This is a genomic window from Bradyrhizobium sp. Unk1 (assembly GCF_059512345.1).
In genome coordinates this window covers 71614-98011 of the sequence record NZ_JCAMOP010000014.1, presented here as the reverse complement: position 1 = coordinate 98011, position 26398 = coordinate 71614, and the positions used below count along the sequence as shown (strand labels likewise).

The window sequence follows — 26398 nt, the reverse complement described above, 5'->3', positions numbered from 1 at the left end:
CCGCCCCATGAACAAGCATGTTTCTCCCAAGATGAACCGTCGCGCCTTCGTCATCGGCACCGCCGCTGTCGGCGCCGGCCTCGCCATCGGGCTCGATCTCCCCTTCGGTGGCCCCGCCGTGGTCCGCGCGGCCGACGGCTCGCCGGAAGTCAACGCCTGGGTCGTGGTCAGGCCCGATGACACCGTGGTGATCCGCATCGCCCGCTCCGAGATGGGCCAGGGCTCGCTCACCGGCCTCGCCCAGCTGGTCGCCGAGGAACTCGAATGCGACTGGTCGAAGGTCACGACCGAATATCCGACCCCCGGCCAGAGCGTCGCCCGCAAGCGCGTCTGGGGTGATTTCTCGACCGGCGGCAGCCGTGGCATCCGCAGCTCGCAAGACTATGTCCGCAAGGGCGGCGCGACCGCGCGCGTGATGCTGATCGAGGCCGCCGCGAACGAGTGGAAGGTGCCGGCCTCCGAATGCACCGTCGCCAAGGGCGTCATCACCCACAAGGCGTCGGGCAAGACGACGACTTACGGCAAGGTCGCCGAAGCCGCCGCCAAGCTGACGCCGCCGGCCGACGTCAAGCTCAAGGATCCCAAGGACTGGACCATCGCAGGCAAGGGCCTGCTGCGGCTCGACACCGCCGACAAGACCACCGGCACGATGATCTACGGCATCGACGTCAAGCTGCCGGGCATGCTGAACGCCGCGATCAAGGACTGCCCGGTGTTTGGCGGCAAGCTGAAGAGCTATGACGAAGCCAAGATCACCGGCATGAAAGGCGTCAAGAAGGTCGTCAAGGTCGGCGACACCGCCGTTGCGGTCGTCGCCGACACCTGGTGGCACGCCAAGAGCGCGCTGGAAGCGCTGCCGATCGTCTGGGACGAGGGCGAGAACGCCAAGGTCACGAGCGAGTCGATTGCGAAGTGGCTCGCCGAGGGCCTCGACGATTCGCAGCCGGCCTATGTCGGCAACAAGAACGGCGATGTGAAGGCGGCGATTGCCGGCGCAGCGAAGAAGGTCGAAGCCGTCTACAATTACCCCTACCAGAACCACGCCACCATGGAGCCGATGAACGCCACCGCGCTCTACACGGTGGACAAATGCGAGGTCTGGTGCGGCACGCAAAACGGCGAGGCGGCTTTCGCGGCCACGTTGGAAGCCTCGGGCCTACCGGCGGAGAAGTGCGACGTGCACAAGGTGATGCCCGGCGGCGGCTTCGGCCGGCGCGGCCAGACCGACTATGTCCGCCAGGCGGTCATGATCGCCAAGCAGATGCCGGGCACGCCGATCAAGCTGTTGTGGTCGCGCGAAGAGGACATGGCGCACGGCAGGTATCACCCGATCACCCAGTGCAAGATGACCGGCGCGTTCGACGCCAACAACAATCTGGTGGCGCTGCACTACCGCCTGTCCGGGCAGTCGATCCTGTTCTCGCTGCGCCCCGAAGCGCTGCAGAACGGCATGGATCCGGCTGCATTCCAGGGCGTCGCCCAGTCCGGCGAAGCCGCGTTCGGCTATTCGGTGCCCAACCTCCTGGTCGAGCACGCGATGCGCAACCCGCACGTTCCGCCCGGCTTCTGGCGCGGCGTCAACGTCAATCACAACGCGATCTACATGGAATGCTTCATGGACGAGCTGGCCCAGGCCGCAGGCCAGGACCCGCTCGAATTCCGCCGCAAGCTGATGCGCAACCATCCCAAGCATCTGGCGGTACTCAATGCCGTGGCCGAGAAGATCGGCTGGGACAAGCCGGCACCACTGGGCGTCTATCGCGGCATCGCGCAGGTCATGGGCTATGGCAGCTACGTTGCCGGCGCCGCCGAGATCTCGGTGACCGACGGCAACAAGATCAAGGTGCATCGCATCGTCGCCTCCACTGATCCCGGCTACGTCGTCAATCCGGCGCAGGTGGAGCGGCAGATTGCCGGCTCCTTCGTCTATGGCCTCTCCGCGCTGTTCTACGGCGGCTGCACCGTCAAGGACGGCAAGATCGAGCAAACCAACTTCGACACCTACAATTCGATGCGCATCAACGAGATGCCGAAGGTGGAATCGGTGATGGTGCCGAGCGGCGGGTTCTGGGGCGGCGTCGGCGAGCCGACCATCGGCGTCGCGGCGCCGGCGGTGCTCAACGCCTATTTCGCGGCGACGGGCAAGCGCATCCGCTCGGTGCCGCTGCGCGACCAGAACATCACCTTCGCCTGAGAAACGCCGCGGCGGCTGCAACGGCCGCCGCGGCATTTTTGCCTGGATGATCCCGATGACCACGCGCCCGGTGACACGGCGGAATGCCGTGCTCGGCATCACCGCGGCCGCCGCAACACTGGCGGGGCCATCGGTCCTGCGTGCGCAATCGGCAGCACGCATCGTCGTGGTCGGCGGCGGCTTTGGCGGCGCGACATGCGCCCGCGCGCTGAAACGCGCGCGTGAAGACTTGCAAATCATCCTGATCGAACCCAACGCGGTCTTCACCTCATGCCCCTTCAGCAACGAGGTGATTGCGGGGCTGCGCGAGATCGACGCGCAGCAGTTCGACTATGACAAGTTCGCCGCCGAGGGCATCACCGTGATCGGCGAGGCCGTGACCACAATCGAGCCGCAGCGGCGCAGCGTCGTGACGACCGACGGCGTCGCGCTGCCCTATGACCGTCTCGTGCTCTCGCCCGGCATCGACTTCCATTTCGAGGCCCTGCCCGGCTATGACGAGGCGGCATCCGAAAAAATGCCGCACGCCTGGAAGGCCGGCGCGCAGACGCTGCTGCTGCGCAGGCAACTGGAGGCGATGACGGACGGCGGCACGGTCGCCATCGCCATCCCGGCCAATCCCTCGCGCTGCCCGCCGGCGCCCTACGAGCGCGCCAGCCTGATCGCGCATTACCTGAAGACGAAGAAGCCGCGCTCGAAGGTACTGGTCCTCGATGCCAAGGACACTTTTTCGCAGCAGCGGCTGTTCGAGAAGGCGTGGAAGGAGCTCTATGGCGACATGATCGAGCGCATCGCGCTGTCGCAGGGCGGTCGCGTCACCTCGGTCGATCCTTCGACAAGGACCATCATCACCGAGTTCGGCAATTACACGCCTGATGTCGCCAACGTCATCCCGCCGCAACGCGCCGGCCGCATCGCCGAGATCGCGGGCGCGGCGGATGCGACCGGCTGGTGCCCGATCGATCCCGTGACCTTCGAGTCGAAGCTCGTCCCGAACATCCACGTCATCGGCGATGCCTGCCTCGGCGGCGGCATTCCCAAATCGGCCTCGGCCGCGAGCGCACAGGGCAAGGCTTGCGCCGCCGCCATCGTCAACCTGTTCGCGGGCCGCGCGCCGGAGGCGCCGCGGTTGACCGGCGTCTGCTACAACACCGCCGCGCCCGGCTACGGCTTCTCGCTCGCCGGCAATTACCAGCCCAGGGGCGACATCTTTGCCGAGGTCGAAGGCGGCGCGACCAGCCCGGTCGACGCACCGCGCGAGCTACGCGCCCGCGAGGCGGCGGAAGCCGAGCGCTGGTTTCAAACCATCACGGCGGACACCTTTGGCTAGAGCATTCCTTCATATCGCAGCGCTGATCGTCGCCGGCCTTGCCCTGGCCAGCGGAGCAAGAGCCGACGAGCTCGTGCCCTACAAAGTCATCGGTGACACCATCCCGCAGCCGCTCACGGGCACGCCGGGCGATCCCGCGCGCGGCCGCGCGCTGGTGGTGGCGCGCACCACGACCTGCATCCTCTGCCATTCCGGTCCGTTCCCGGAGGCGCGGTTCCAGGGTGACCTCGCGCCTGACCTCACCGGCACCGGGAACTGGTGGTCGGCGGGCCAGTTGCGGCTGCGGCTGGTCGATGCATCGCGCTACAACCCGCAGACCATTATGCCGTCCTATTATCGCGACGACGGGCTGGTCCGGGTCGGGCGCAATTTTGCCGGCATGCCGATATTGTCCGCCGCGGAGATCGAAGACATCGTGGCCTTTCTTGTAACGCTTCGGAACTAGCTTCATGCCAACCACGCGACGACAATTCCTGAGTATTGCAGGCGGCGCGACGGTCGCCGGAACAATCCCGATCGTCACGCTGCGACCGCTGGAAGCGACGCCCGCGACGCTCAGCACCGCCATCCGCAACGTCGTCGGCGAAGCCCAGATTCGCACCGGCAAGGTCAAGCTCGACATTCCGCCGCTGGTCGAGAACGGCAACACGGTGCCGATGACGGTGAGCGTCGCAAGCCCGATGACCGCGAACGACTACGTCAAGAGCATCCACGTCTTCAACGAGAAGAACCCGCAGCCGAACATCGGCAATTTCTATCTCAACCCCTCCTCCGGCCGCGCCCAGGTCTCGACCCGGATCCGGCTCGCCGACACCCAGAAGGTGGTGGCAATCGCACGGCTGTCCGATGACACGTTCTGGCAGGTCGGCGCCGACATCGTCGTGACGCTGGCCGCCTGCACCGAGGAGATGAACTGATGGCCGCGCTCATCAACGTTCCGGCAAAAGCCAAACGCGGCGATGTCATCGAGATCCGCACGCTGACCTCGCACATCATGGAGACCGGCTTCCGCCACACCGCGGACGGCGCGCTGGTGCCTCGCGACATCATCACGAGTTTTACGTGCCGCTATAATGGCACCGAAGTTTTCCGTGCCGACCTGTTTCCGGCGATCGCGGCCAACCCATATCTCTCCTTCTTCACGGTCGCGAAGGAGAGCGGCAAGTTAGAATTCGAATGGATCGGCGACAACGGCTATTCGTCGACCGCATCGGCCTCGATCACGGTCGAATGATCTTTTGGCACGCGATAGCGGCGGCCACATTGTTGGCCGCGGCCCCTGCCCTGCTCGCCGGCGAGATTCCGCCGGACGCGCGCCGCTCCGGCTATTCGTTCATGGGGCCCGACACGCGCGCGATGCAGGATGACGACACGTCCAATCCGGGCATGCTTTTCGTGCTCGACGGCGAGGCGCTCTGGGCAAAGAAGACCGGCAGCTCCGACAAGGCCTGTGCGGATTGCCATGGCGATGCTCGCAGCAGCATGAAGGGCGTTGCGGCGCGCTATCCGGCATTCGACAAGGTGCTGGCGCGCCCCGTCACCCTCGACCAGCGTATCAACCTCTGCCGCGCCAATCATCAGCAGGCGCCGGCGCTGCCCTACGAGAGCGGCGACCTCCTGGCGCTGTCCGCCTTCGTCGCCCACCAGTCCCGCGGCGTCGCGATCACGGCCGGCGATGATCCGGAGCTGAAGCCTTTCGTGGCACAGGGCCGCGACCTCTTCATGCAGCGCGAGGGCCAACTCAACCTCGCCTGCACCAATTGCCACGACGACAATTTCGACAAGCGTCTTGCGGGCGCGCCGATCACGCAAGGACAGCCGACCGGCTATCCGCTCTACCGCCTGGAGTGGCAGACGCTGGGGTCGATCGAGCGCCGGTTGCGCAGTTGCATGACCGGCGTTCGCGCCCAGGCCTATGATTACGGCGCGCCCGAGCTGGTCGCGCTTGAACTCTACCTGATGTCGCGGGCGCGCGGTCTGCCGATGGAGACGCCTGCCGTGCGTCCCTGAGACCCCAGATTAGGACTAGGCAGGCGTGGCACGGCCGTTAGTATCCCTCCCAAAGAAAATGAATCAGAGGGAGGGATTTGACGTGGCCAACCATAATATCTCGCGCCGCACGCTGTTGACGGGGACCGCCGCGGCTGGCGCGCTCAGCCTGACCGGACTACCGGCACGCGCCGAGGTCAACTGGAAGAAATACGCCGGGACCAAGCTGGAGGTGATCCTCGCCAAGGGTCCGCGCGGCGACAACCTGCAAAAAAACATCAAGGAGTTCACCGAGCTCACCGGCATCCAGGTGGAATCCGAACAGATCCCCGAGCAGCAGCAGCGCCAGAAAGTGGTGATCGAGCTGACCTCGGGCCGGCCGAGCTTCGACGTCGTCCATCTTAGCTATCACGTCCAGAAGCGGCAGTTCGAGAAAGCCGGCTGGCTGGCGGACATGTCGCCCTTTATGAAGGATCCGACGCTGACGGCACCCGATCTCGTCGAGAGCGATTTCTCGGCCGCCGGCCTGCAATACGCCAAGAACGACAAGGGCCAGATGCTGTCGCTGCCCTGGTCGGTCGATTACTTCATCCTCTACTACAACAAGGAGTTGTTCCAGAAGAAGGGCGTCGCCGTCCCCAAGACCCTCGACGAGATGGTCGCGGCCGCCGAAAAACTGACCGACACCAAGGAAGGCACCTACGGTTTCGTCGGACGGGGCCTGCGCAACGCCAACATGACGTTGTGGACCAACTTCTTCCTCGACTATGGCGGCGAATTCCTCGACGCCAAAGGCAACATCCTCACGGACGGCCCCGAGGCGGTCGCGGCGACAAAGCTCTATCAGACGCTGCTGACGAAGGTCGCCCCGCCAGGCGTCGCCGGCTTCAACTGGATGGAGTCGATGGCCTCGTTCACGCAAGGACGTTCGGCGATGTGGATCGACGGCGTCGGCTGGGCGCCGCCGCTGGAGGACCCCGCCGCCTCGCGCGTGGTCGGCAAGGTCGGCTACACCGTCGTGCCGGCCGGACCGAAGGGGCAATATTCGGCCACCTATGGCGACGGCATCGGCATTGCCGCGGCGAGCAAGAACAAGGAAGCCGCCTATCTGCTCTGCCAGTGGGCGGTCTCGAAGCAGCAGGGCGCGCGGCTGTTGCAGGCCGGCGGCGGCGTGCCGTTCCGCAACTCGATCCTCGGCGATCCCGAGGTCCAGAACGGCGTGAAGATGCCCAAGGAGTGGCTGCAGTCGGTGATCGATTCCGCCAAGATCAGCAAGCTCGGCCTTCCCGTCGTGATCCCGGTCGCCGAATTCCGCGATCTCGTCGGCGCGGCCCTCACCTCGACACTATCGGGCGCCGATCCCGCAACCGAGCTGAAGAAGGCTCACGATCAGTACCGGCCGATCCTGGAGCGCAGCGAAAAGGCGTGAGTACATTGACACAATCGACTCCGGCCGCGGCACAGTCTGATGCCGCGCCGGAGAAGGCGTTGCGGCCGCCGTCCTACTGGCCATTCGTGGTGCCGGCGCTGGTCGTCGTGCTCGCGATCATCATCTTCCCGTGGGTCTTCACCATCTGGATGAGCCTGAACGAGTGGAAGGTCGGCTCACCGACCACCTTCGTCGGGTTTTCCAACTATCTGCGGCTGACGAGCGATCCCCGCTTCATCGAAGCGGTGGGCCACACCATGGTCTACACTTTGCTATCGGTGCTGCTGCCGCTGATCCTCGGCACGTTCGCGGCCGTCGTGTTTCACCAGAAGTTCGCCGGCCGCGGCTTTCTGCGCGGTATCTTCATCATGCCGATGATGGCGACCCCCGTCGCGATCGCGCTGGTCTGGACCATGATGTTCCACCCGCAGCTCGGCGTGCTGAACTACCTCTTGTCGCTGGTCGGGATACCCGCGCAGCTCTGGGTCTTCCACCCCGCAACCGTCATTCCCTCGCTCGTGCTGGTCGAGACCTGGCAATGGACGCCGCTGGTCATGCTGATCGTACTCGGCGGCCTCGCCGCGATCCCGACCGAGCCCTATGAAAGCGCGCAGATCGACGGCGCGAGCTTCTGGCAAGTGTTCCGCTTCATCACGCTGCCGCTGATCATGCCGTTCCTGTTCATCGCCGGCATGATCCGCATGATCGACGCCGTGAAGAGTTTCGACATCATCTTCGCGATCACGCAGGGAGGACCGGGCTCGGCGTCGGAGACGATCAACATCTATCTCTACAGCGTCGCCTTCACCTATTACGACCTCGGCTACGGCTCGGCGATCGCGGTGGTGTTCTTCCTCCTCATCGTCGCCCTCGCGGCCGTGATGCTCTATGCCCGCCAGCGCATGCTGTGGACCGAAATTGCGAGCGGCGCATGAACCCAAGTCAGGTCAGCCCAAGTCAAGTCAACCCAAGTCAAATCAACCTACGTCAGGTCATTGGCAGGATCGGTCTGTGGCTCTCGGTGTTCGTCATCGTGTCGCCGGCGATCCTGTTCTTCCTCTGGATGGCGTCGCTGTCGCTCAAGTTCGAGGTCGACAACGCCGCCTACCCGCCGGTGTTCATCCCCGATCGCATCGCCTGGAAGAACTATGCCGACGTGCTCGCTTCCAACCGCTTCCTGACCTATTTCGTCAACAGCCTGATCGTCACCGGCGGCGCGACCACGCTGGCGCTGCTCGTCGGCGTTCCCGCCGGCTACGGCATCGCGCGCATGGCCGCGCACAAATCCGCGATCGTGATCCTGATCGCGCGCATCACGCCCGGCCTGTCCTATTTGATCCCGCTGTTCCTGCTGTTCCAGTGGCTGGGATTGCTCGGCACGCTGGTGCCGCAGATCATCATTCATCTCGTCGTGACGGTGCCGATCGTGATCTGGATCATGATTGGCTATTTCGAGACCACGCCGCTGGAGCTGGAGGAAGCCGCGCTCATCGACGGCGCCACGCGCTGGCAGGTCTTTCGGCACGTCGCCCTGCCGATCGCCAAGCCCGGGATCGCGGTCGCCTTCATCCTCGCCGTGATCTTCTCCTGGAACAATTTTGTGTTCGGCATCGTGCTGGCCGGACGCGAGACGCGCACGCTGCCCGTCGCCGTCTACAACATGATCTCGTTCGACCAATTGAGCTGGGGACCGCTGGCCGCGGCCGCATTGATCGTCACCTTCCCGGTGCTGCTGCTCACAGTGTTCGCCCAGCGGCAGATCGTGGCCGGGCTGACCGCGGGCGCCGTCAAGGGCGGGTAGCAAATAAAGCAGCCGGGCGACACGACATCGCCCGGCTGCGTTTCATGTTTTCCAAGACCTACTCCGCAGGCGCGGCGTGCATCTCCGGATGCGCGGCATAGTGCTCGGTGGCGCCGAGCTTGCTGGCCGCGAACAGTCCCGCCGCCATCACGGCATAAGCGAACGCCACCGCGGGCGTGACGCCGAAGCCACCGCCGATACCGACGGCTTCGCCATGCATGAAGCCGAAGTAAGTGAGCACAGCACCGACCAGCGCGAAGGCCGAGGCCTTCTCGAAGTCGCGCTCGATGATGAAGACGCCGATCGCGCCGAGGATGAGGCCGCCGAGGATGGAGCCGCCGCCCATCACCTCGAGGCCGTGATAGAACACGCCCTGCTGCGGCAGTGCTGCAATCGCGGCCGCCTTGACCGCGTCGGCCTTGTCGGCGGCCATGCCGCCGACGGTCGCCGCCGCCGTCATGGTCGAGCCGAGCATCGTGTCGATCTGGAGCTTGGCCCAGGCGGCAAGATGCGGGGTCAGAGCCAGCACGATCGCAGGCGCGTGCTTGACCGGCGTGGTCTGGAACGCCTGTGCGCCGATCAGCATGCCGATATAGAGCAGGATCGGCGAGATCGCGACCACAGGCACGAGCGCCAGCAGCACCGAGATGATGCCGAACCAGGCCAGCACCACCACCATGATGCCGGTCGCAGCCGAATAGCCGATGCGGCCGCCCATCGCCTTCCAGCCGGGATGCCCGATATAGACGGCGTTGATGAAGGGGTTGCCCATCAGGCAGCCGATCAGGCTGACGACGCCGTCGGCGGTGAGCACCCGCGTGGTCGGATATTCGTCGCCGGCCGCTTCCGCGCTCTCGACATTGTCCATGGCCTCGACGAGGTCGTAGATGCCGAACGGAATGGCGGTGACGAGGATGATGCCGAGGAATTCGAAGCCGGAGAAGACGTAGCCCACCGCCGGGATCGGCACCGAGAAGCCGAAATTGGCAAACGCTGCGCCGACGCCCGCGACGCTCAACCCACCGAGGCCGAGGCCGAACAGGTTCGAGCCCCAGGCGATGACCATGCCGACCGCGATGGCGACGAGGCCGGCAGGAATGCCGCGCCAGTATTTCACGCCGCCGAACCAGCTCACCAGGATGATGGCGAAGCAGACCAGACCAATCTGCGGCGTCATGTACATCTCCAACGCAGGGCGCATCGAGATGAAGGTGACGGAGACGCCGGCGAGCGTGCCGAGCAGCGCGGCGCGCGGCGTGATCTTGCGGATGAACGGTGCGATGAAGCCGCCGATCATCAGGATGAAGCTCTGGAAGAACACCCAGACGAGGCCGGCCGACCAGCCCTTGAGCGGATCACCGGTCTTGATCGTGATCGGCAGCATGATCACGAAGGTGACGATGAACATGTGCGGCACGCTGACGCCCGAAGGCAGTGCGCAGACATCGTTGCGGCCGGTCTTCTGCGCCAGCCGATAGGCGAGATACGCGTAGTAGAAGGTGGAGAGGCACATCATCAGCCCGAGCGCGGGCAGGATGCGGCCGAACACGAGACTATCCGGCATCTTCAGGACGAAGCGCAGCAGGCCCGTGAGCACCAGCATGTTGACGAGGATGTTGGTGCCGAAGCCGAAGAACGCGTTCCAGTCGCCCGATGTCCATAGTGCCGGCTTGAACTCGGACTTGCTCAGATCAGAACTGCCGGCCGTCCCCGTCAATGTGCTCATGATGTTACCCCTATGTGGTCGAAGTCTTCATTGCCTCCAGTACTGCGGCTGAGTCCGCGACCCAGCCGAAGATGCCGCCCTGGGCCTTGATCATCTTCAGGCCCATCTCGTGAAATTCCGGGAAGTAGGATGCGCAGCCGTCCGCGATGACGACGCAGCGATAGCCGCGGTCATTGGCCTCGCGAACGGTCGTGTTGACGCACACTTCCGTGGTGACGCCGCACACCAGAAGATTCTCGATGCCGTATTTCTCCAGCACGTCCGTGAGCTCGGTGGCGTAGAACGCGCCCTTGCCGGGCTTGTCGATCACCACCTCGCTGTCGAGCGGATAGAGCTCGGGAATGATGTCGTGGCCGGCTTCGCCGCGAATGAGGATGCGGCCCATCGGACCGGGATCGCCGATACGCAAGGACGGCGCGCCGCGCTCGACCTTTGCGGGCGGCGCATCGGAGAGATCGGGCAGATGGCCCTCGCGCGTGTGGATCACCAGCATGCCGGTGTCACGCGCCGCCTTCAGCACCGCGCCGATCGGCTTCACCGCGCGCGCGAGCTGGCTGACATCGTTGCCCAGCGTCTCGCCGAAGCCGCCCGGCTCCATGAAATCCCGCTGCATGTCGATGATGAGAAGCGCGGTGGCAGGCCAGTCGAGCCTGATCGGCTCGGGCTCGGCGCTGATGACGCCCAGTGTCGGCTTGGTCGAGTTCAACATGACTCAAGGCCCCCGCGAGAACTCTCTTCGCCAGGAGTTCTGCAAACGCCGTGCCATTGTGTACAATTGAGATCGGGAGGACCGCGCGAGGAAATTTGCTGCGCTGTCAGAATGTTATCGGAAAAGCACGCGCCTGCTTATTCGCTGTGCGACGACTTTGCGACGTGCATTTGCTTAAAGGATGAGCGCTCTCCGTCGTCATTCCGGGGCGACGCGAAGCGTCGAGCCCGGAATCCATGGGGCTGCAGCACGCGAGGTGAAATGGATTCTCTGATGCGCAATTGCGCATCATAGCTCGCGCGACGCGCGCCCCGGAATGACGAGGGAGTGTGTGGCGACGCCTTGCCCCTACCGCCCCGCGCCGTACAGCTGCCGATACTCCATCTCATACGGCGCATACGAATCCTTCAGCGTCGCCATGTTGAGCAGCATGGTGGCCACCACCGCGCCCGCCTTGTCGAACACCCGCGTCTTGATCCAGGCGCTCTCGGTGCGGCGGCTGCCGGAGAGCGCGACGACCTCACGCTCGACTTCGTATGCCTCATCGACGAAGAGCGGTCCCTTGATCAGCCTGATCTCCTGGTCCGCGAACAGGCCGACCGCCGGCCCCTTCGCCGGCAACGGATCGTCCTTGGAGCGGTACTGGAGGAGTACGCTCAACATCTCCATCGGGATGATCGCGCTGCCCCACGGATTGTCGGCGCCGGAATAATACGGCGAGTTCTCGGTGATGACGGCGAGCTTCTGCCTCAGGGAGAACGGATAGAGGTCGCCCATGTTCTGGTCGAACGCCATCCGTACCGCCTGCCGCCTGGTGGTCTGCGCCACCTTCACGTCGCGCAGGATCACGGGATCGGTGAGTGGCTTGAGCTCGGTGAGGCGCGCCTCGAGCGCGGTCGCCGCGTGCGGTTCGCCGACCGAGGCCGTGCCCCGCAGCACCTCGGTGCCGTCGCGCTTGACCATCTGGATCTGGCACTGGCTCGTGCCGGGCAGCGGCTTCGACAGCATCGCCTGCACCTCCTCGCCTTCGAAGCAGGCGTTGCGGTAATGCGCGGACAGGCAACCGCTTTCGAACCAGGCCTGCCCCCACAGCCGCGCGCCGAGCGGGGCGAACTGGCTGAAATGCGTCGGGCCTTCGATGGTGCCGCCCTTGAAGCCGAGCTTCTGCGCGGTGGCATCGTCGTGGATCGAGGCGTGCGCGTCGTAGACTTGCGCGTGCAGCATCTGGCGCGGCTGGCGCCACGGGCCAATCAGCGCCTCGGGCGTCTCTGTCATCTCGGTGTCGAATGCGTTTGCAGCCATGGTGTCCTCCACAGGCAGCCATGACTAGCAGGAGCGCCACGGATGCGGCTAGCCGTATTGACTTCGCCGGCCCATGCTCTTGACTGTCACAATTCGCGTCGCGCCGCCGCACTCCCTCCCGCAGCGCAAACCCCCACGCCGAACGAGAGACGAGGACTCCTGAAATGACGCTGATGCAGGTCGAGCTGGACGACAAATACCGGCTCGAATCGAAGCGGATCTTCCTGTCCGGCACGCAGGCGCTGGTTCGGTTGCCCATGTTGCAGCGCGAACGCGACCGGCTCCAGGGCCTCAACACCGGCGGCTTCATCTCGGGCTATCGCGGTTCCCCGCTCGGCATGTACGACCACGCGCTGTGGCGCGCGAAGTCGCACCTCCAGCAGCACGACATCGCCTTCGTCCCCGGCCTGAACGAGGACCTGGCTGCGACCGCCGTCTGGGGCAGCCAGCAGGTCGGCCTGTTCCCCGGCGCCAAGGTCGATGGCGTGTTCGGCATCTGGTACGGCAAGGGCCCGGGCGTCGACCGCTCGGTCGACGCGCTCAAACATGCGAATGCGGCCGGCACCTCGCTCAACGGCGGCGTGCTCGCGCTTGCCGGCGACGACCATGGCTGCCAGTCCTCGACGCTGGCGCATCAGAGCGAGCAGGTGTTCGCGGCGGCGCTGATCCCCGTGATCAATCCGGCGACGCTCCAGGACTATCTCGACCTCGGCCTCTATGGCTTTGCGCTGTCGCGCTTCTCAGGCTGCTGGGTCGGCTTCAAGGCGATCAGCGAGACAGTGGAAAGCTCGGCCTCAATCGACAGCGATCCAGAGCGCATCCGGATCAAGCTGCCCGACGATTTCGAGATGCCGCCCGGCGGCCTCAACATCCGCTGGCCCGATCCGCCGCTGGACGCCGAGAGACGTCTGTTCGGCCCGAAGATGGCCGCCGTGCAGGCCTTTGCCCGCGCCAACCAGCTCGACCGTATCGTGCTCGATTCAAAGCCCGCCCGGCTCGGCATCGTCGCGACCGGCAAGGCCTATCTCGATCTGCGCCAGGCGCTGGCCGATTTGGGCATCACCGACAAGGACGCGCAGGATCTCGGCCTTCGTATCTACAAGGTCGCACTGACCTGGCCGCTGGAAGAGAGCGGCGCCAAACGTTTCGCCGAAGGTCTTCAGGACGTGCTGGTGGTCGAGGAGAAGCGCGGCTTCATCGAAGACCAGCTGATGCGCATCCTCTACAACATCGATGCGTCGAGGCGGCCGACCGTCACCGGCAAGCGCGACGAGCGCGGCGCGCCGCTGTTGCCGAGCGAAGGCGAACTGACGCCGACCATCGTCGCGGGCGCGCTGGTGGCGCGCTTGCGAAAGCTCGGCCATCACAGCCCGGTGCTGGAGCAGCGCCTCGCGCGGCTCGAGGCCTTCGACAATCCCGTCACATCAAGCACGCAGATCAAGCTCGCGCGCACGCCATTCTTCTGCTCGGGCTGCCCGCACAACTCCTCGACGCGCGTGCCCGAGGGAAGCCGCGCCATGGCCGGCATCGGCTGCCACGGCATGGCCCTGAGCATGCCGACCCGCCGCACCGATCTGATCTCGCATATGGGCGCCGAGGGCGTGAACTGGATCGGCCAGTCGCCCTTCACCACCGAGAAGCACATTTTTCAGAACCTCGGCGACGGTACCTACACCCATTCCGGACTTCTCGCCCTTCGCGCGGCTTCCGCCGCCGGCATCAACATCACCTACAAGATCCTCTACAACGACGCGGTCGCGATGACCGGCGGCCAGCCGGCCGAAGGCGCCTTCAACGTCGCGCAGATTGCGCATCAGGTCTGGGCCGAGGGTGTCAAGCGCCTCGCGATCGTCTCCGACGACCCGAGCAAGTACCCGCAAGGAAACTACTTCCCGCAAGGCGCGACCATCCATCACCGCCGCGAGCTCGATGCCGTGCAGCGCGAGCTGCGTGACATCAAGGGCCTCACGGTCGTGATCTACGACCAGACCTGCGCCGCCGAAAAGCGCCGCCGCCGCAAGCGCGGGCTCTATCCCGATCCCGCCAAGCGCGCCTTCATCAACGAGCTCGTCTGCGAAGGCTGCGGCGATTGCTCGCAGGCCTCCAACTGCGTCTCGGTGCAGCCGCTGGAGACCGAGTTCGGCCGCAAGCGCCAGATCGACCAGTCGAACTGCAACAAGGATTTTTCCTGCGTCGAAGGTTTTTGCCCGAGCTTTGTCACCGTGCATGGCGGCAGCCTGAAGCGGATGAAGACGTCGGCGGTCGATTCCGGACAGTTGTTCGCCGACCTGCCGCTGCCTCCTGCCCGCGAGCTCGAGGCGCCGTACAACATCCTCGTCACCGGCATCGGCGGCACCGGCGTCATCACCATCGGCGCGCTGCTCGGCATGGCCGCCCATGTCGACGGCCGCGGCTGCTCAGCGCTCGACTTCACCGGCCTGTCGCAGAAGAACGGCGCGGTGATGAGCCATGTGCGCATCGCACAGAGGCCGGAGGACATCTCTGCCGTCCGCATCACCACCGGCGGCGCCGACGTCATTCTCGGCTGCGACATGATCGTCTCGGCAGGTCCCTCCGCGCTCAGCCGTGCCGAACGCGGTGTGACCAAAGCCTACATCAATGCCGACCTGCAACCGACCGCGAGCTTCGTGCAAAATCCCGATCTCGACTTCGAGATGGGCACGATGCAGACCGTGCTGCGTGACGCCGTCGGCGACAAGAACCTCGACATCATCGACGCGACAGGCATTGCCTCGGCCCTGATGGGCGACTCGATCGCGACCAATCCCTTCATGCTCGGCTTCGCCTTCCAGAAGGGCGCGATCCCGCTGTCGCTGGGGGCCCTTCTCCGCGCCATCGAGATCAACGGCGCCGCGATCGAGATGAACAAGCTCGCCTTCACCTGGGGACGGCTGGCCGCCCACGACATGTCGCGCGTGCGCAGCGTCCTCCAGTTCAAGAGCCGCGCTTCCGCGCCGACGAAGTCGCTCGACGACGTGATCGCGACCCGCGCGGAGTTTCTGACCGGCTATCAGGACAAGGCCTACGCCGACCGCTACCGCACGGCCGTCGCCAAGGTGCGCAAGGCGGAAAGGGCCGCCTCGCCCGCGTCCACCGAGCTGACCGAGGTGGTCGCGAAGAACCTGTTCAAGCTGATGGCCTACAAGGACGAGTACGAGGTGGCGCGGCTCTATACCGACGGCAGCTTTGCCAAGAAGGTGTCGGAGAAGTTCGACGGCGACTTCACGCTGAAATACCACCTCGCCCCGCCGATCTTCGCGCAGCGCGACAAGACGACCGGACACCTTCAGAAGAAGGAGTTCGGCGGCTGGATGATCCACGCCTTCCGCCTACTCGCCAAGCTGAAGGTCCTGCGCGGCGGCGCGTTCGACCCGTTCGGCCGCACCGAGGAGCGCCGGACCGAGCGGAGGCTGGTCGCGGATTATCTCGTCATGATCGACCAGCGGATGGCTGGGCTGAAGGCGGAGCAGATCCCGCTGCTGGCGCGGCTCGCCCGCGTGCCCGAGACGATCCGCGGCTTCGGCCACGTCAAGGAAGCCAACATCAAGCTGGCGGCGGCCGAGACAGCCCGGCTGGAGGCCGAGCTGGAGAACAGCCGCTTTGCCGCGGCTGCGGAGTAGGAGAAGGCGGGTGCACGTTCCCGGTGTCATCGCCCGGCTCGACCGGGCGATCCAGTACTCCGAGACGGTTGTGGCTCAATCGATAGGCCCCGGCGTACTGGATTCCCCGCCTTCGCGGGGAATGACAGCGGTGGAGATGGTTAGACGGGAGTCCCTGCAACCGCAGACGTCGCTGTCATCACACTCCCCTCCGCCAGATGCCGCCCCGCGATATACCCGAACGTCAGCGCCGGCCCCAGCGTGATGCCCGGTCCCGGATAATTGCCGTTCATGATCGACCCCATGTCGTTGCCGCAGGCGTAGAGCCCCGCGACCGGCGTACTGTCCTCGCGCAGCACGCGGGCCTGGGCATCCACTTTCATGCCGATGGCGGTGCCGAGATCGGCCGGATGGATGCGCATCGCGAAGAACGGCGCGCGGAGGATCGGCGCGACGCAGGGATTGGGCTTGTGCGTGGCTTCGCCGAGGTGGCGCTGATAGATGGTGCTGCCGCGACCGAATTCGGGATCGCGGCCCTGCTTCGCATCAACGTTGTAACCTGCGATCGTCGTCGTGAGCACGGACGGATCGACGCCGATCTTGGCCGCGAGCTGCGCGATGTCGGGAGCCTTGAGCAACTCGCCGCTCGCCACATGGCGCCGGAGGTTGAGCGTAAACGGCTTGATGCGACCGAGGCCATAGCTCCACAGGAACCGACGGTCGCAGACGAGATAAAACGGCCGATCCGGCTCGCCATTGCTGTCGCGCAACATCGCCAGCACGAACTCATGGTGGGACTGCGCCTCGTTGACGAAGCGACGGCCGGCCGCGTTGATGGCGATCACGCCGGGCTTGGCGCGGTCCGTCACCGTATGTGGAAAAACGCCACGGCTGCCATCGGCGCGACGGAACAGCGAGGCCGGCACCCAATAGGCCGGGCTCGTCGCCTCCGTGTTGAGCGCGGCACCGGCCGTGGTTGCAAGCCGGAGCCCGTCGCCCGTGACAGCGGTGCTGGCCGCCGAGACGAAACCGGCCGCGGCCGGGAAGAAGCGTTTGCGCAACACAGCGTCGTGCGAAAAGCCGCCGGTAGCAACCACCACGCCGCGGCGCGCGGCGATCAGGCGGTCACGGGAGCCGTGGCGGATGACAACGCCGCCGACGCGATCGCCCTGCATCGACAAGTCTTCGACATCGGCGCAGAAGAGAATCTCGACCTGACGCGCCAGCAGCGAGGCATAGAGCCGCGCCGCGAGCGCATTGCCGAGATGCAGCGTCGTACCGCGCCGATTGCGCAGCCGCTGCAACGCGTACTCGGAAACCAGCCGCGCCGCGCGCAGGGTCGAACGCAGCGATTTTCCGGCCCGGCGCAGATGCGGGATGTCGAGGCCATTGACCATCATCCCGCCCAACATCGTGAACTCCGGCAGCGGCGCGCGCAGCCGCGCGAAATGCGCGCCGAGCCGGGTGCCGTCGAAAGCGACCGGCTCGAGCACGCGCCCGCCTGATGTCGCGCCCAGCCGCTCCGGATAACAGTCCGGACAGGCTTTCACCGGCTCGAGGCGAACCTCGGTGTTGGCTTCGAGATAGGCGACCGCCTCCGGCCCGCGCGCGAGGAAGGCGGCGCGCAAGCCGGCATTGGCAGGCTCCGGCACGGTGCTCGACAGATACCGGACCGCGTCCGTGATGCTGTCGGACAGCCCTACGTCCTTCATCTTGGGATTGGCGGGGATCCAGACCATGCCGTCGCACCAGGCGGTGGTGCCGCCGACGAACGCCGTCTTCTCGATCACCAGCACGCGCAAGCCTTCAGCGGCGGCAACGGCCGCAGCCGTCATGCCACCGGCACCGGCGCCGACGACAATGACATCGTAGGTCTCATGCGCCGGCATCATGCGGCAAGGGTCCGGGAACGAGGCATGACACCGTCATACCTCGCCCGGAGGCACCAACGCTAGCGCGCCGGCTTGCGTTCGATCGGGTCGATATCGATCGCCCGCAGGCGGCCGAGCCGCAGCACGTCCATGGCGAGCCGGTGACCGATCCGGTCGCGGTCGAGCACGCGGATCAGATCGTCGACGCCGTTGATATCGACGCCGTCGAGCTTGATGACGACGTCGCCGGGCAACAGGCCCGCCTTCGCCGCCGGTCCGTCGGGCTCGATCTGCATCAAGAGCGCGCCCATCTTGTTGTCGACACCGGCCAGCACCGCGTGCCGCCGTGGCACCGGTGCAGTCTGCCCGGCGACGCCGATATAGGCGCGGCGGACATAGCCGTGGCGGATGATCTCCGACAGCACGAACTGCGCGGTGTTGCTGGCAACCGCGAAGCAGATGCCTTGCGCGCCGTTGATGATGGCGGTGTTGATGCCGATCACCTCGGCATTCGACGACACCAGCGGCCCGCCGGAATTGCCGGGGTTGAGCGCGGCATCGGTCTGGATCACGTCCTCGATGGTGCGGCCGCTCACCGAGCGGATCGAGCGCCCCAGCGCCGAGACCACGCCGGCGGTCACGGTCGACTCGAAGCCGAGCGGATTGCCGATCGCGATCACGAGCTGGCCGCGCCGCAGGGTCTTGGAGTTGCCGAGCGCTGCATAGGGCAAGTCGCGGACGCCGTTGGCGCGCAGCAGCGCCAGATCGGTGTCGGGGTCGACGCCGAGCACCCGGGCCTCACCGACGTTACCCTCGACGTCCCGCAGCCGGATCTCCTTGGAGGAACCGACCACATGGCTGTTGGTGAGAACCAGCCCGTCCGGCGAGATCACGATGCCGGAGCCGAGCCCGCCGCGCTCGCGGCTGTTCGGCACCTTTGGCCCGGTCTCGACGCGCACGACGGCGGGACCGACACGGTCGGTCACGTCGATCACGGCGTTGGAATAGGCGTCCAGCAGGGCCCGGTCATCGACCGGAGCAGACGCAGTCGCTCGCGATGACGCGGCGTCATCGACGATGTCTGAGGTAAAATCCAACATGGCAAGAGTCCTTGAGGCTCACACAGATGGTGGCCTGTTCCTGCCAGCGCAAGTGGCCCGCCTGGGGCGCAAGGCTGGGCTGCCAGCGCTTGACTACCAAGGTGGCTAGGGCGCGCGCCGCAGCGTGCCCGCCCTCGCCTTGACCGGATCGAGCAGCGACCAGTCGCCGTCCGGGAGCACGTAGCCCTTGGGGAACGGCGCGCGCAGCTCGAGCCCGAGCGAGCGCAGCACCCGGTCGTCACGGTAGTAGCATTGCAGGACGACGCGGACGAGCGTTGCGGCAGCCGCACCGCCGGAACTCCGAAACTCCTGCGCCACCGCATCGCGCCTGGCGGCATCGAGCTCGGCGAGCGGTTGCCGTGCGAGCCGGGCCAGATGATCCAGCGCCGCCGCCACCAATTTGGTGTCGCGGCCCAGCGTCGTCAGAACATCGGTCTGGATCGCGGGGTCGTCGGCGCCGGGCACCTTGTACTCGTCGCTGGCGGGCACGATCATCGCTGCGATGGTGCGGAGGTCGTTGCATTGGACGCGCGTGAGTTGATTGTCTGCGGACATGACGGCCTCAGTCGAACAAGTTTGCGAGGCGCTGCTTCATCTGGTCGGCGATGTAGAGCGCGAGGGCCTGGATGGTGGACGTCGGATTCACGCCGCCCGAGGTGACGAAGATGCTGCCGTCGACGATGAAGAGATTTTTCACGTCGTGCGTGCGGCCCCATTCGTTCACGACGGAGCGTTCGGGGTCGGTGCCCATCCGCGCGGTGCCGAGCAGATGCCAGCCGCCCCACGGGATCGGCGAGTTGACGCAGATGTCGGTCGCCCCCGCCAATTCCAGAACTTCGCGGCCGCGGGCGAGCGCATGCTCCATCATCTTCCGGCTGTTCTCGCTGATCGTGTAGTCGATCCTCGGCGCGGGAATGCCGTGGCTGTCCTTCATGACGGGATCGAGCGTGACGCGATTGTGCTCCTCCGGCAGGTCCTCGCAGATCGCGGAGAATCCCAGCCGATGGCCGTTGAGCTTGCGGAAGACGCGGTGATGATCCGCGCCCCATGGCAAAATGCCTTTCTGTTCGCTGACGACGGCCTCGAACACCGGTCCTGCCCCGCGCACGAACTGGACGCCGTAGCCGCGCACGAAGCCGCGCGACAGGTCGGTGTCATACCACTCCTTGCTCCACAGGCAGGTCGGCGGCGCGCGGTTGCTATCGGTCGGCTCCTTCACGTAGCCGTAGATCTGCGCATAGGGATGGAACATCAGGTTCTTGCCGACGAGGCCCGACGAATTGGCAAGACCGTGCGGGAAGCGGTTGGATGCCGAGTTGAGCAGCAGCCGCGGCGTGCCGACGCCGTTGCAGGCGATGATCACGACATGCGCCGGCTGGAACTGCTCGACGCCGTCCTTGTCGTAATAGACCACGCCCGAGGCCATGCCGTTCTCGTCGGTGGTGATCTCGCGCACCCGGCAATACGTGCGCAGCTCGACGCCGGCACGGATCGCCTGCGGCCAATAGGTAATGTCGGTCGAGGATTTTGCGCCTTGGGCGCAGGCCGGCGTGCAATGGCCGAGATTGATGCAGCGCGCGCGGCCCTCATAGTCGGTGGTCGCGACCGTCGTGTCCGACGGCCACCAGTGCCAGCCAAGCTTGTTCATGGCCTTGCCGATGATCGCGCCGGACAATCCCATCGGCTGCTGCGGCATCGGCGGATGCGTCAACGGCGACAGCGGATCGCCCGATAGCCCGGACGTGCCCATGATGCGATCGTTCTCTTCGAAAAACGGCGTCAGCGCGTCGTAGTCGATCGGCCAGTCGTCGGCGACGCCGTCGAGCGTCTTCACCTTGAAATCGGAGGGATGGAGCCGCGGCCAGTGCGCGGTGTACATCACCGTCGAGCCGCCGACCGCGTTGTAGTTGACGACCTTGATCGGCGAATTGTCGTCGTTGATCGGATAGTCCTCGGGCCGACCGCGGACATTCGGGCTCGACGACCACTCGCCGTAGAACTTGGCCTCCCAGTCGCGGCCCGTGCTGGGATATTCCGCCGGGTTCATCCAGCCGCCCTGCTCCAGGCAGAGGATGTGCATCTTGGTCTCGGCCAGCGACCACGCGATCGCGGCACCTGAAGCGCCGGCGCCGATGATCAGGACGTCCACGGGGTCTTTCATCGAAACTACTTCCTCCCGCCCTCGCCGCTTCAAGGGCGATTCGGCCTGCGCAGGTTTTTGATCGTGCCGAACGATAGGGGCAGACCGGCCGGTCAGTAAAGGCTGGCGCGCGAATGTCGCACTTCGCAGGGCGCAGACCATTGGTATCGCGACGTCCGGATGCTAGGAACGAGGCGCCAGAGCAATCGATAGCGAGACGTTATGTCCTTTAGGAATTCATTTGCCGCCGCCCGCGCCTTCGCGCTTGTTTCGTTTCTCGCTCTGTCCGGGTTTCTGACCTCTTCCGGGCCGGCCTCCGCGCTGACGGCGGCCGCGACCATCCGGGACGCCAATTCGATCCAGCTCGGCGACGTCACCTACCGCCTCGACGGCGTCGACGCGCCCGAGCTGGACCAGGTCTGCATCGACGATCACGCCGATCCCTGGACCTGCGGCATCGAGGCCCGCGACCAGCTGGCGAAGCTGATCAACAAACGCAGCGTGCGTTGTGACGATGTCGGGCCGGAAAAGAGTTTCGGCAAACGGCACCGGGCGATCTGCACGGCCGAGGGCGACAAGGTCTCGTTGAACGAGCAGCTGGTCAAGCTTGGCTATGCCATCGCCCGCGAGCCGATCAAGGCGAACGTCAAGCCTGCCGCGGCCGATGCCAAAACCGCGTCAGCCGGGATCTGGAAGGGTTGCTTTGTTGCACCGCAAGAATTCCGCATGGGCAAGAAGGACGGCGCGCTGCTCGGCGCCGCCTGCCGCGCCGACCGCGACAAGGAAATCCGCGCGGCGCTTTTTCCGGAGGAGCCGACCATGCCGCCGAGTTGCAGCATCAAGGGCAAGCTCGCCGTGCGGGCGCGCGTCACCGGCAATATCGGCATCTATCACTTGAGGGGCTGCCCGAGCTATCCCGCGACCACCAAGCCGGACCGCTGGTTCTGCTCGGAGGACGACGCGCAGGCCGCCGGCTTCCGCAAGGCCTACAATTGCCGCCGGCCGAAATGAGGAAGCCCGTCACGGGTATGTGAGCGGTAGCCGGAGACAGTATTGATCCGGAATTGAACTCTCTCGGGGGTTGCTACATCTAATATGTACGCAAGCGCTTTGCGCGAGCGTTCCTTGGCAGCAATCCGGCTTCGGTCCGATTGCTTTGCTCGGGCGTTTCCTCCCTAGACTTGGGCCGCTTGTCACAACAAGCGGCTCTTCTTTTTTGTGCGCCCTATTTCCGCATCGGCATGATCTGATCCATCGGCGGCATGTTGGCATTCAGATGCCCCATGATCCAGACGGTGCCGCCAACGACCAGGAAGACGACCAGAAGGCCGAAGGCGAGCGCCAGCACGTTGTTGGTGTTGTCAGGCCCCGTCGTGATGTGCAGGAAGAACACGAGGTGCACGCCCATCTGCGCGATCGCCAGCACGATCAGAGCGACGGGGATGGACGGCTGCCAGACCAGGTCGGTGCCGGCAATGAAGAACGAGGTTGCCGTGAGCACCAGCGCGAGGCCGAGCCCAACGACATAGCCGAGCACCCGCTCGCCGACGCTGTGCTGCTCTTCCTCGCCCGGTGCGAGATCGTGTCCGGTCCGCACATGCATCTGATCGCTCATACGGCACTCCCAAGCAGGTAGACGACGGAGAAGACCCCGACCCAGACGATGTCGAGCGCATGCCAGAACAGCGCAAAGCACATCATCCGGCGCAAGACGTCGGCACGAAAGCCCTTTGCGAACACCTGGGCCATCATGGTGAGCAGCCAGAGCACGCCGGCGGAGACGTGCAGGCCGTGGCATCCGACCAGCGAGAAGAACGAGGTCAGGAACGCGCTGCGCGACGGGCCATAGCCGCGTGCGACGAGGTCGGCGAATTCGCGGAACTCGATGGTGAGAAAGATCAGTCCGAGCACGCAGGTCACGGTCATGCCGAGATAGAACCAGAACCGGTTGCGCACGTCGGCGGCAATGCTGGCCATGCCGCAGGTGAAGCTCGACAGCAGCAGGCAGACCGTCTCGATCGCGACGTTCCTCTGCTCGAAGATCTCCGAGCCGCTGGGGCCGCCGGCGGTCTGGCCGGACAGCACCGCATAGGCCGCGAAGAAGCAGGAGAACATCACGATATCGGAGAGCAGGAAGACCCAGAAGCCGTAGGCAGTCACGATGCGTTTCGATGCCGGGCCGGGGTGCTCGACGACGAGCCCGATGTGGTGGGGGTCGGCATGCGCGCGGCCGGCGGTCGCCGTCATCGACATCAGAGCGCTCCCGCCATGCTGACGAGGCTGCGCCGTTCCTCGAGATTGATGCGGTCTATCGCTGCGACCTCGGCGGCCGGAATGACGTATTCGTCATGGTCACGCCAGGCGAACACGACGAAGGTCGCGAATGCGCCGATGCCGCCCAGGATCACCATCCACCAGATGTGCCAGATCAGCGCGAAGCCCATGATGGTGGCGAAGAACGCGCAGATGAAACCGGTCGGTGAATTCCGGGGCATCTCGATGTCGTGATATTCGGGCGCGGCGTGATCGAGCGATTGCTGCTGGGCGGCCGCCTTCATGTCCCAATAGGCATCCTCGCCGCGCACGTCGGGATGGAACGCGAAATTGAACACCGGCGGCGGCGACGACGTCGCCCATTCCAGCGAGCGGCCGTCCCAGGGATCGCCGGTGCGGTCGCGCAGGGCCTCGCGGTTGCGGATGCTGACCACGAGCTGCACGATCTGGCAGATCACGCCGATCGACAGCACCGCCATGCCGGCGGCCGCCACGAACATCCATGGCCGCCAAGCCGCGACGTCATAGTGCTGCATGCGCCGGGTCATGCCGAGCATGCCGGCGACATAGAGCGGAATGAAGGTGACGTAGAAGCCGAGGAAGGTGAACCAGAACGCGGCCTTGCCCCAGCGCTCGTCGAGACGAAAGCCGAACGCCTTCGGGAACCAGTATTCGAAGCCGGCGAAGGCGCCGAATAGCACGCCGCCGATGATGACGTTGTGGAAGTGCGCCACCAGGAACATACTGTTGTGGAGCATGAAGTCGGCCGGCGGCACCGCGACCAGCACACCCGTCAACCCGCCGATGATGAAGGTGACCATGAACCCGACCGCCCACAGCATCGGCGTCGCAAAACGGATGCGGCCGCCATACATCGTGAAAAGCCAGTTGTAGATCTTCACTCCCGTCGGTATCGCGATGATCATGCTGGCGATGCCGAAGATGGCGTTGACGTCGGGACCGGCGCCCATCGTGAAGAAATGGTGCAGCCAGACCATGAAGGAAATGACGCAGATCGCCATGGTCGCGAGCACCATCGAGCGGTAGCCGAACAGCGCCTTGCCCGAGAAAGTCGACACCACCTCGGAGAAGATGCCGAAGGCCGGCAATACGAGGATATAGACCTCGGGGTGCCCCCAGGCCCAGATCAGGTTCATGAACATCATGACGTTGCCGCCGGCTTCATTGGTGAAGAAGTGGAAGCCGAGGTAACGGTCGAGCAGCAGCATCGCCAGCGTGGCAGTCAGGATCGGGAACGCTGCGACGATGAGGAGGTTCGAGGCCAGTGTGGTCCAGCAGAACATCGGCATGCGCAGATAGTTCATGCCCTTGGTGCGCAGCTTCAGCACGGTGGTCACTAGATTGATGCCGGCGACCAGCGTGCCGACGCCGGAGATTTGCAAAGACCACGCGTAATAGTCGACGCCGACGCCCGGCGAATAGGACAGTTCCGACAGTGGCGGAAAAGCCAGCCAGCCGGTGCGCGCGAACTCGCCGACCACGAGCGAGATATTGACCAGCAGCGCGCCGGTCGCGGTCAGCCAGAAGCCGACCGAATTCAGCGTTGGGAAAGCAACGTCGCGCACGCCGAGTTGAAGCGGCACAATCAGGTTCATCAGCCCGATCACGAACGGCATCGCCGTGAAGAAGATCATGATGGTGCCGTGCGCCGAGAAGATCTGGTTGTAGTGCTCCGGTGGGAGATAGCCTTGTGACTGGTAGGCGACCGCCTGCTGGAGCCGCATCATGATGGCATCGCTGCCGCCGCGCAGCAGCATCACCGAGGCCAGCAGGATATACATGACGCCAATGCGCTTGTGGTCGACGCTGGTGATCCACTCGTGCCAGAGATACGGCAGATGTCCCTTAACGACGACCCAGATCAGCACCGCGAGGATCGCAACCAGCACTACGGCGCCCGCGACCAGAGGGATCGGCTGGTCGAACGGGATCGCCGACCAATCGAGCTTACCGAGCATCGTGGCCTCCACTGTGCGGCCTGCCGGCATCGGAGAGCAGCTCCGGGCCGGGCCCTGGCGGAATGTGCTGGGATGCGATCAGGTCGAACAGCCGGGGATCGTCCAGGCGAAAGGTCAGCCTGTTCTTCTCGATGCCCTGCTGCATCAGTTTCGTGTAGCTCTCCTCGTTCAGCACGGCATCGGTCTTCGCCGTGGTCGCGACCCAGTCCGGGAAGGCGAGCGGCGAGATCACGTTGACGTCGAACATCATGTCGGGAAAGCCGTCGCCGGAGAAATGCGCCGACAGGCCCTGCAACTTGCCCTCGTTGTCGGCACGCAGGTTCAGCTTCGTCACCATGCCGTTCATGGTGTAGATCATGCTGCCGAGCTGCGGGATGAAGAACACGTTCATCACGCTCGACGACGTCAGCTGGAAATTCAACTCGGCGCCGGCCGGCACCGTCAGCGTGTTGACGGTGGCGATGCGCTGGTCCGGATAGATGAAGAGCCATTTCCAGTCGAGCGAGACCGCCTGGATGCGGACCGGACTGCCGGTGCCCGGCACGGGTGCTGCGGGATCGAGCTGGTGCGAGCCGATCCAGGCGACGCCGCCGAGCAGGATCACGGTGAGCGCGGGGATCGCCCACACCACCATCTCGACGCGGCCGGAATAGACGAAGTCAGGCTGGTAACGTGCTCTCGGATTGGACGCACGAAACCAGAACGCAAAGGCCAAGATCGCGAAAATGGTCGGCACCACGATCACGAGCATGATGAAGACGGAATCGACCAGGATGGTGCTGTTGGCGGCAGCCACCGGCCCTTGTGGATCGAGCAGATTCATCGGCAAGCCACTGGCGATTGGGAAACCCCGGGGAAGAGCCTAGCGCGGAAAAGCCCCCGCAACAAACGCAAGCTCGGCAGAACGGTTCCGCGATACGCCCGCTCAATCGCG

At 65.2% G+C, this 26398-nt stretch carries 22 protein-coding genes; 11 read left to right on the top strand and 11 right to left on the bottom strand.

Features of this window, described 5'->3' with window-relative positions:
• Positions 1-7 precede the first annotated feature (7 nt).
• From AC5ZFO_RS19615 to AC5ZFO_RS19575, 9 genes are read left to right on the top strand one after another with little or no spacing between them, the layout of a single operon-like run.
• Complete coding sequence (locus AC5ZFO_RS19615) at positions 8-2194, top strand: xanthine dehydrogenase family protein molybdopterin-binding subunit (RefSeq protein WP_282522737.1); 2187 nt, start codon at positions 8-10, stop codon at positions 2192-2194.
• Between the two features lie 46 nt (positions 2195-2240).
• Positions 2241-3524, top strand: a complete 1284-nt coding sequence (locus tag AC5ZFO_RS19610; protein WP_282522736.1) for an NAD(P)/FAD-dependent oxidoreductase — start codon at positions 2241-2243, stop codon at positions 3522-3524.
• Positions 3517-3969: a sulfur oxidation c-type cytochrome SoxX gene (gene soxX, locus AC5ZFO_RS19605; protein ID WP_282522735.1), complete on the top strand. Its 453-nt coding sequence runs from the start codon at positions 3517-3519 to the stop codon at positions 3967-3969. Before AC5ZFO_RS19610 ends, soxX begins: the two co-directional genes overlap by 8 nt.
• 4 nt (positions 3970-3973) lie before the next feature.
• Entirely contained in the window at positions 3974-4441 is a 468-nt protein-coding gene (locus AC5ZFO_RS19600) for a SoxY-related AACIE arm protein (RefSeq protein ID WP_282522734.1), read from the top strand.
• Positions 4441-4758: a thiosulfate oxidation carrier complex protein SoxZ gene (soxZ, locus tag AC5ZFO_RS19595; RefSeq protein ID WP_282522733.1), complete on the top strand. Its 318-nt coding sequence runs from the start codon at positions 4441-4443 to the stop codon at positions 4756-4758. Before AC5ZFO_RS19600 ends, soxZ begins: the two co-directional genes overlap by 1 nt.
• Positions 4755-5534 carry a sulfur oxidation c-type cytochrome SoxA gene (gene soxA, locus AC5ZFO_RS19590; RefSeq protein ID WP_282522732.1) on the top strand — a complete coding sequence of 260 codons (780 nt, stop codon included), beginning with the start codon at positions 4755-4757 and terminating at the stop codon, positions 5532-5534. Before soxZ ends, soxA begins: the two co-directional genes overlap by 4 nt.
• 58 nt (positions 5535-5592) lie before the next feature.
• Positions 5593-6942, top strand: coding sequence for an ABC transporter substrate-binding protein (locus AC5ZFO_RS19585; RefSeq protein ID WP_282522731.1), 1350 nt, complete (start codon positions 5593-5595; stop codon positions 6940-6942).
• Positions 6939-7877, top strand: a complete 939-nt coding sequence (locus AC5ZFO_RS19580) for a carbohydrate ABC transporter permease (protein ID WP_282522730.1) — start codon at positions 6939-6941, stop codon at positions 7875-7877. The genes AC5ZFO_RS19585 and AC5ZFO_RS19580 overlap by 4 nt, the downstream gene beginning before the upstream one ends.
• Positions 7874-8743, top strand: a complete 870-nt coding sequence (locus AC5ZFO_RS19575; RefSeq protein ID WP_306664494.1) for a carbohydrate ABC transporter permease — start codon at positions 7874-7876, stop codon at positions 8741-8743. Before AC5ZFO_RS19580 ends, AC5ZFO_RS19575 begins: the two co-directional genes overlap by 4 nt.
• 58 nt (positions 8744-8801) lie before the next feature.
• Here AC5ZFO_RS19575 and AC5ZFO_RS19570 read toward each other — a convergent pair whose 3' ends face one another.
• The 3 genes from AC5ZFO_RS19570 to AC5ZFO_RS19560 form a co-directional block, all read right to left on the bottom strand.
• Positions 8802-10469 (bottom strand): regulator, encoded by a 1668-nt coding sequence (locus AC5ZFO_RS19570; protein ID WP_282522729.1) that lies wholly within the window; start codon positions 10467-10469, stop codon positions 8802-8804.
• A gap of 10 nt (positions 10470-10479) precedes the next feature.
• A complete protein-coding gene (locus AC5ZFO_RS19565; RefSeq protein ID WP_282522728.1) occupies positions 10480-11178 on the bottom strand; it encodes a cysteine hydrolase family protein in 699 nt (232 codons plus the stop codon).
• A 348-nt stretch (positions 11179-11526) separates the two neighbouring features.
• Positions 11527-12480, bottom strand: a complete 954-nt coding sequence (locus AC5ZFO_RS19560) for a hypothetical protein (RefSeq protein ID WP_496122407.1) — start codon at positions 12478-12480, stop codon at positions 11527-11529.
• A gap of 164 nt (positions 12481-12644) precedes the next feature.
• On the opposite strand from AC5ZFO_RS19560, the gene AC5ZFO_RS19555 reads away from it, so the two are divergent.
• Positions 12645-16121 (top strand): indolepyruvate ferredoxin oxidoreductase family protein, encoded by a 3477-nt coding sequence (locus tag AC5ZFO_RS19555; RefSeq protein WP_282522726.1) that lies wholly within the window; start codon positions 12645-12647, stop codon positions 16119-16121.
• Between the two features lie 140 nt (positions 16122-16261).
• Here the strand turns inward: AC5ZFO_RS19555 and AC5ZFO_RS19550 are convergent, their stop codons facing one another.
• The 4 genes from AC5ZFO_RS19550 to AC5ZFO_RS19535 form a co-directional block, all read right to left on the bottom strand.
• A complete protein-coding gene (locus AC5ZFO_RS19550; RefSeq protein WP_282522725.1) occupies positions 16262-17992 on the bottom strand; it encodes an FAD-dependent oxidoreductase in 1731 nt (576 codons plus the stop codon).
• Positions 17993-18051: 59 nt separating this feature from the next.
• Positions 18052-19071 (bottom strand): S1C family serine protease, encoded by a 1020-nt coding sequence (locus AC5ZFO_RS19545; RefSeq protein ID WP_282522724.1) that lies wholly within the window; start codon positions 19069-19071, stop codon positions 18052-18054.
• Between the two features lie 105 nt (positions 19072-19176).
• Positions 19177-19626: a hypothetical protein gene (locus tag AC5ZFO_RS19540; protein ID WP_282522723.1), complete on the bottom strand. Its 450-nt coding sequence runs from the start codon at positions 19624-19626 to the stop codon at positions 19177-19179.
• Positions 19627-19633: 7 nt separating this feature from the next.
• Positions 19634-21232, bottom strand: coding sequence for a GMC family oxidoreductase (locus AC5ZFO_RS19535; protein WP_496122406.1), 1599 nt, complete (start codon positions 21230-21232; stop codon positions 19634-19636).
• Positions 21233-21433: 201 nt separating this feature from the next.
• On the opposite strand from AC5ZFO_RS19535, the gene AC5ZFO_RS19530 reads away from it, so the two are divergent.
• A complete protein-coding gene (locus tag AC5ZFO_RS19530) occupies positions 21434-22222 on the top strand; it encodes a thermonuclease family protein (RefSeq protein ID WP_282522721.1) in 789 nt (262 codons plus the stop codon).
• A gap of 214 nt (positions 22223-22436) precedes the next feature.
• Here the strand turns inward: AC5ZFO_RS19530 and cyoD are convergent, their stop codons facing one another.
• From cyoD to AC5ZFO_RS19510, 4 genes are read right to left on the bottom strand one after another with little or no spacing between them, the layout of a single operon-like run.
• Positions 22437-22826, bottom strand: a complete 390-nt coding sequence (gene cyoD / locus AC5ZFO_RS19525; RefSeq protein ID WP_282522720.1) for a cytochrome o ubiquinol oxidase subunit IV — start codon at positions 22824-22826, stop codon at positions 22437-22439.
• A complete protein-coding gene (locus AC5ZFO_RS19520) occupies positions 22823-23464 on the bottom strand; it encodes a cytochrome (ubi)quinol oxidase subunit III (protein WP_247307599.1) in 642 nt (213 codons plus the stop codon). Before AC5ZFO_RS19520 ends, cyoD begins: the two co-directional genes overlap by 4 nt.
• Positions 23464-25464, bottom strand: a complete 2001-nt coding sequence (cyoB, locus tag AC5ZFO_RS19515; protein WP_282522719.1) for a cytochrome o ubiquinol oxidase subunit I — start codon at positions 25462-25464, stop codon at positions 23464-23466. The genes AC5ZFO_RS19520 and cyoB overlap by 1 nt, the downstream gene beginning before the upstream one ends.
• Positions 25454-26287 (bottom strand): cytochrome ubiquinol oxidase subunit II family protein, encoded by an 834-nt coding sequence (locus AC5ZFO_RS19510; RefSeq protein ID WP_282522718.1) that lies wholly within the window; start codon positions 26285-26287, stop codon positions 25454-25456. The genes cyoB and AC5ZFO_RS19510 overlap by 11 nt, the downstream gene beginning before the upstream one ends.
• Between the last annotated feature and the right edge of the window lie 111 nt (positions 26288-26398).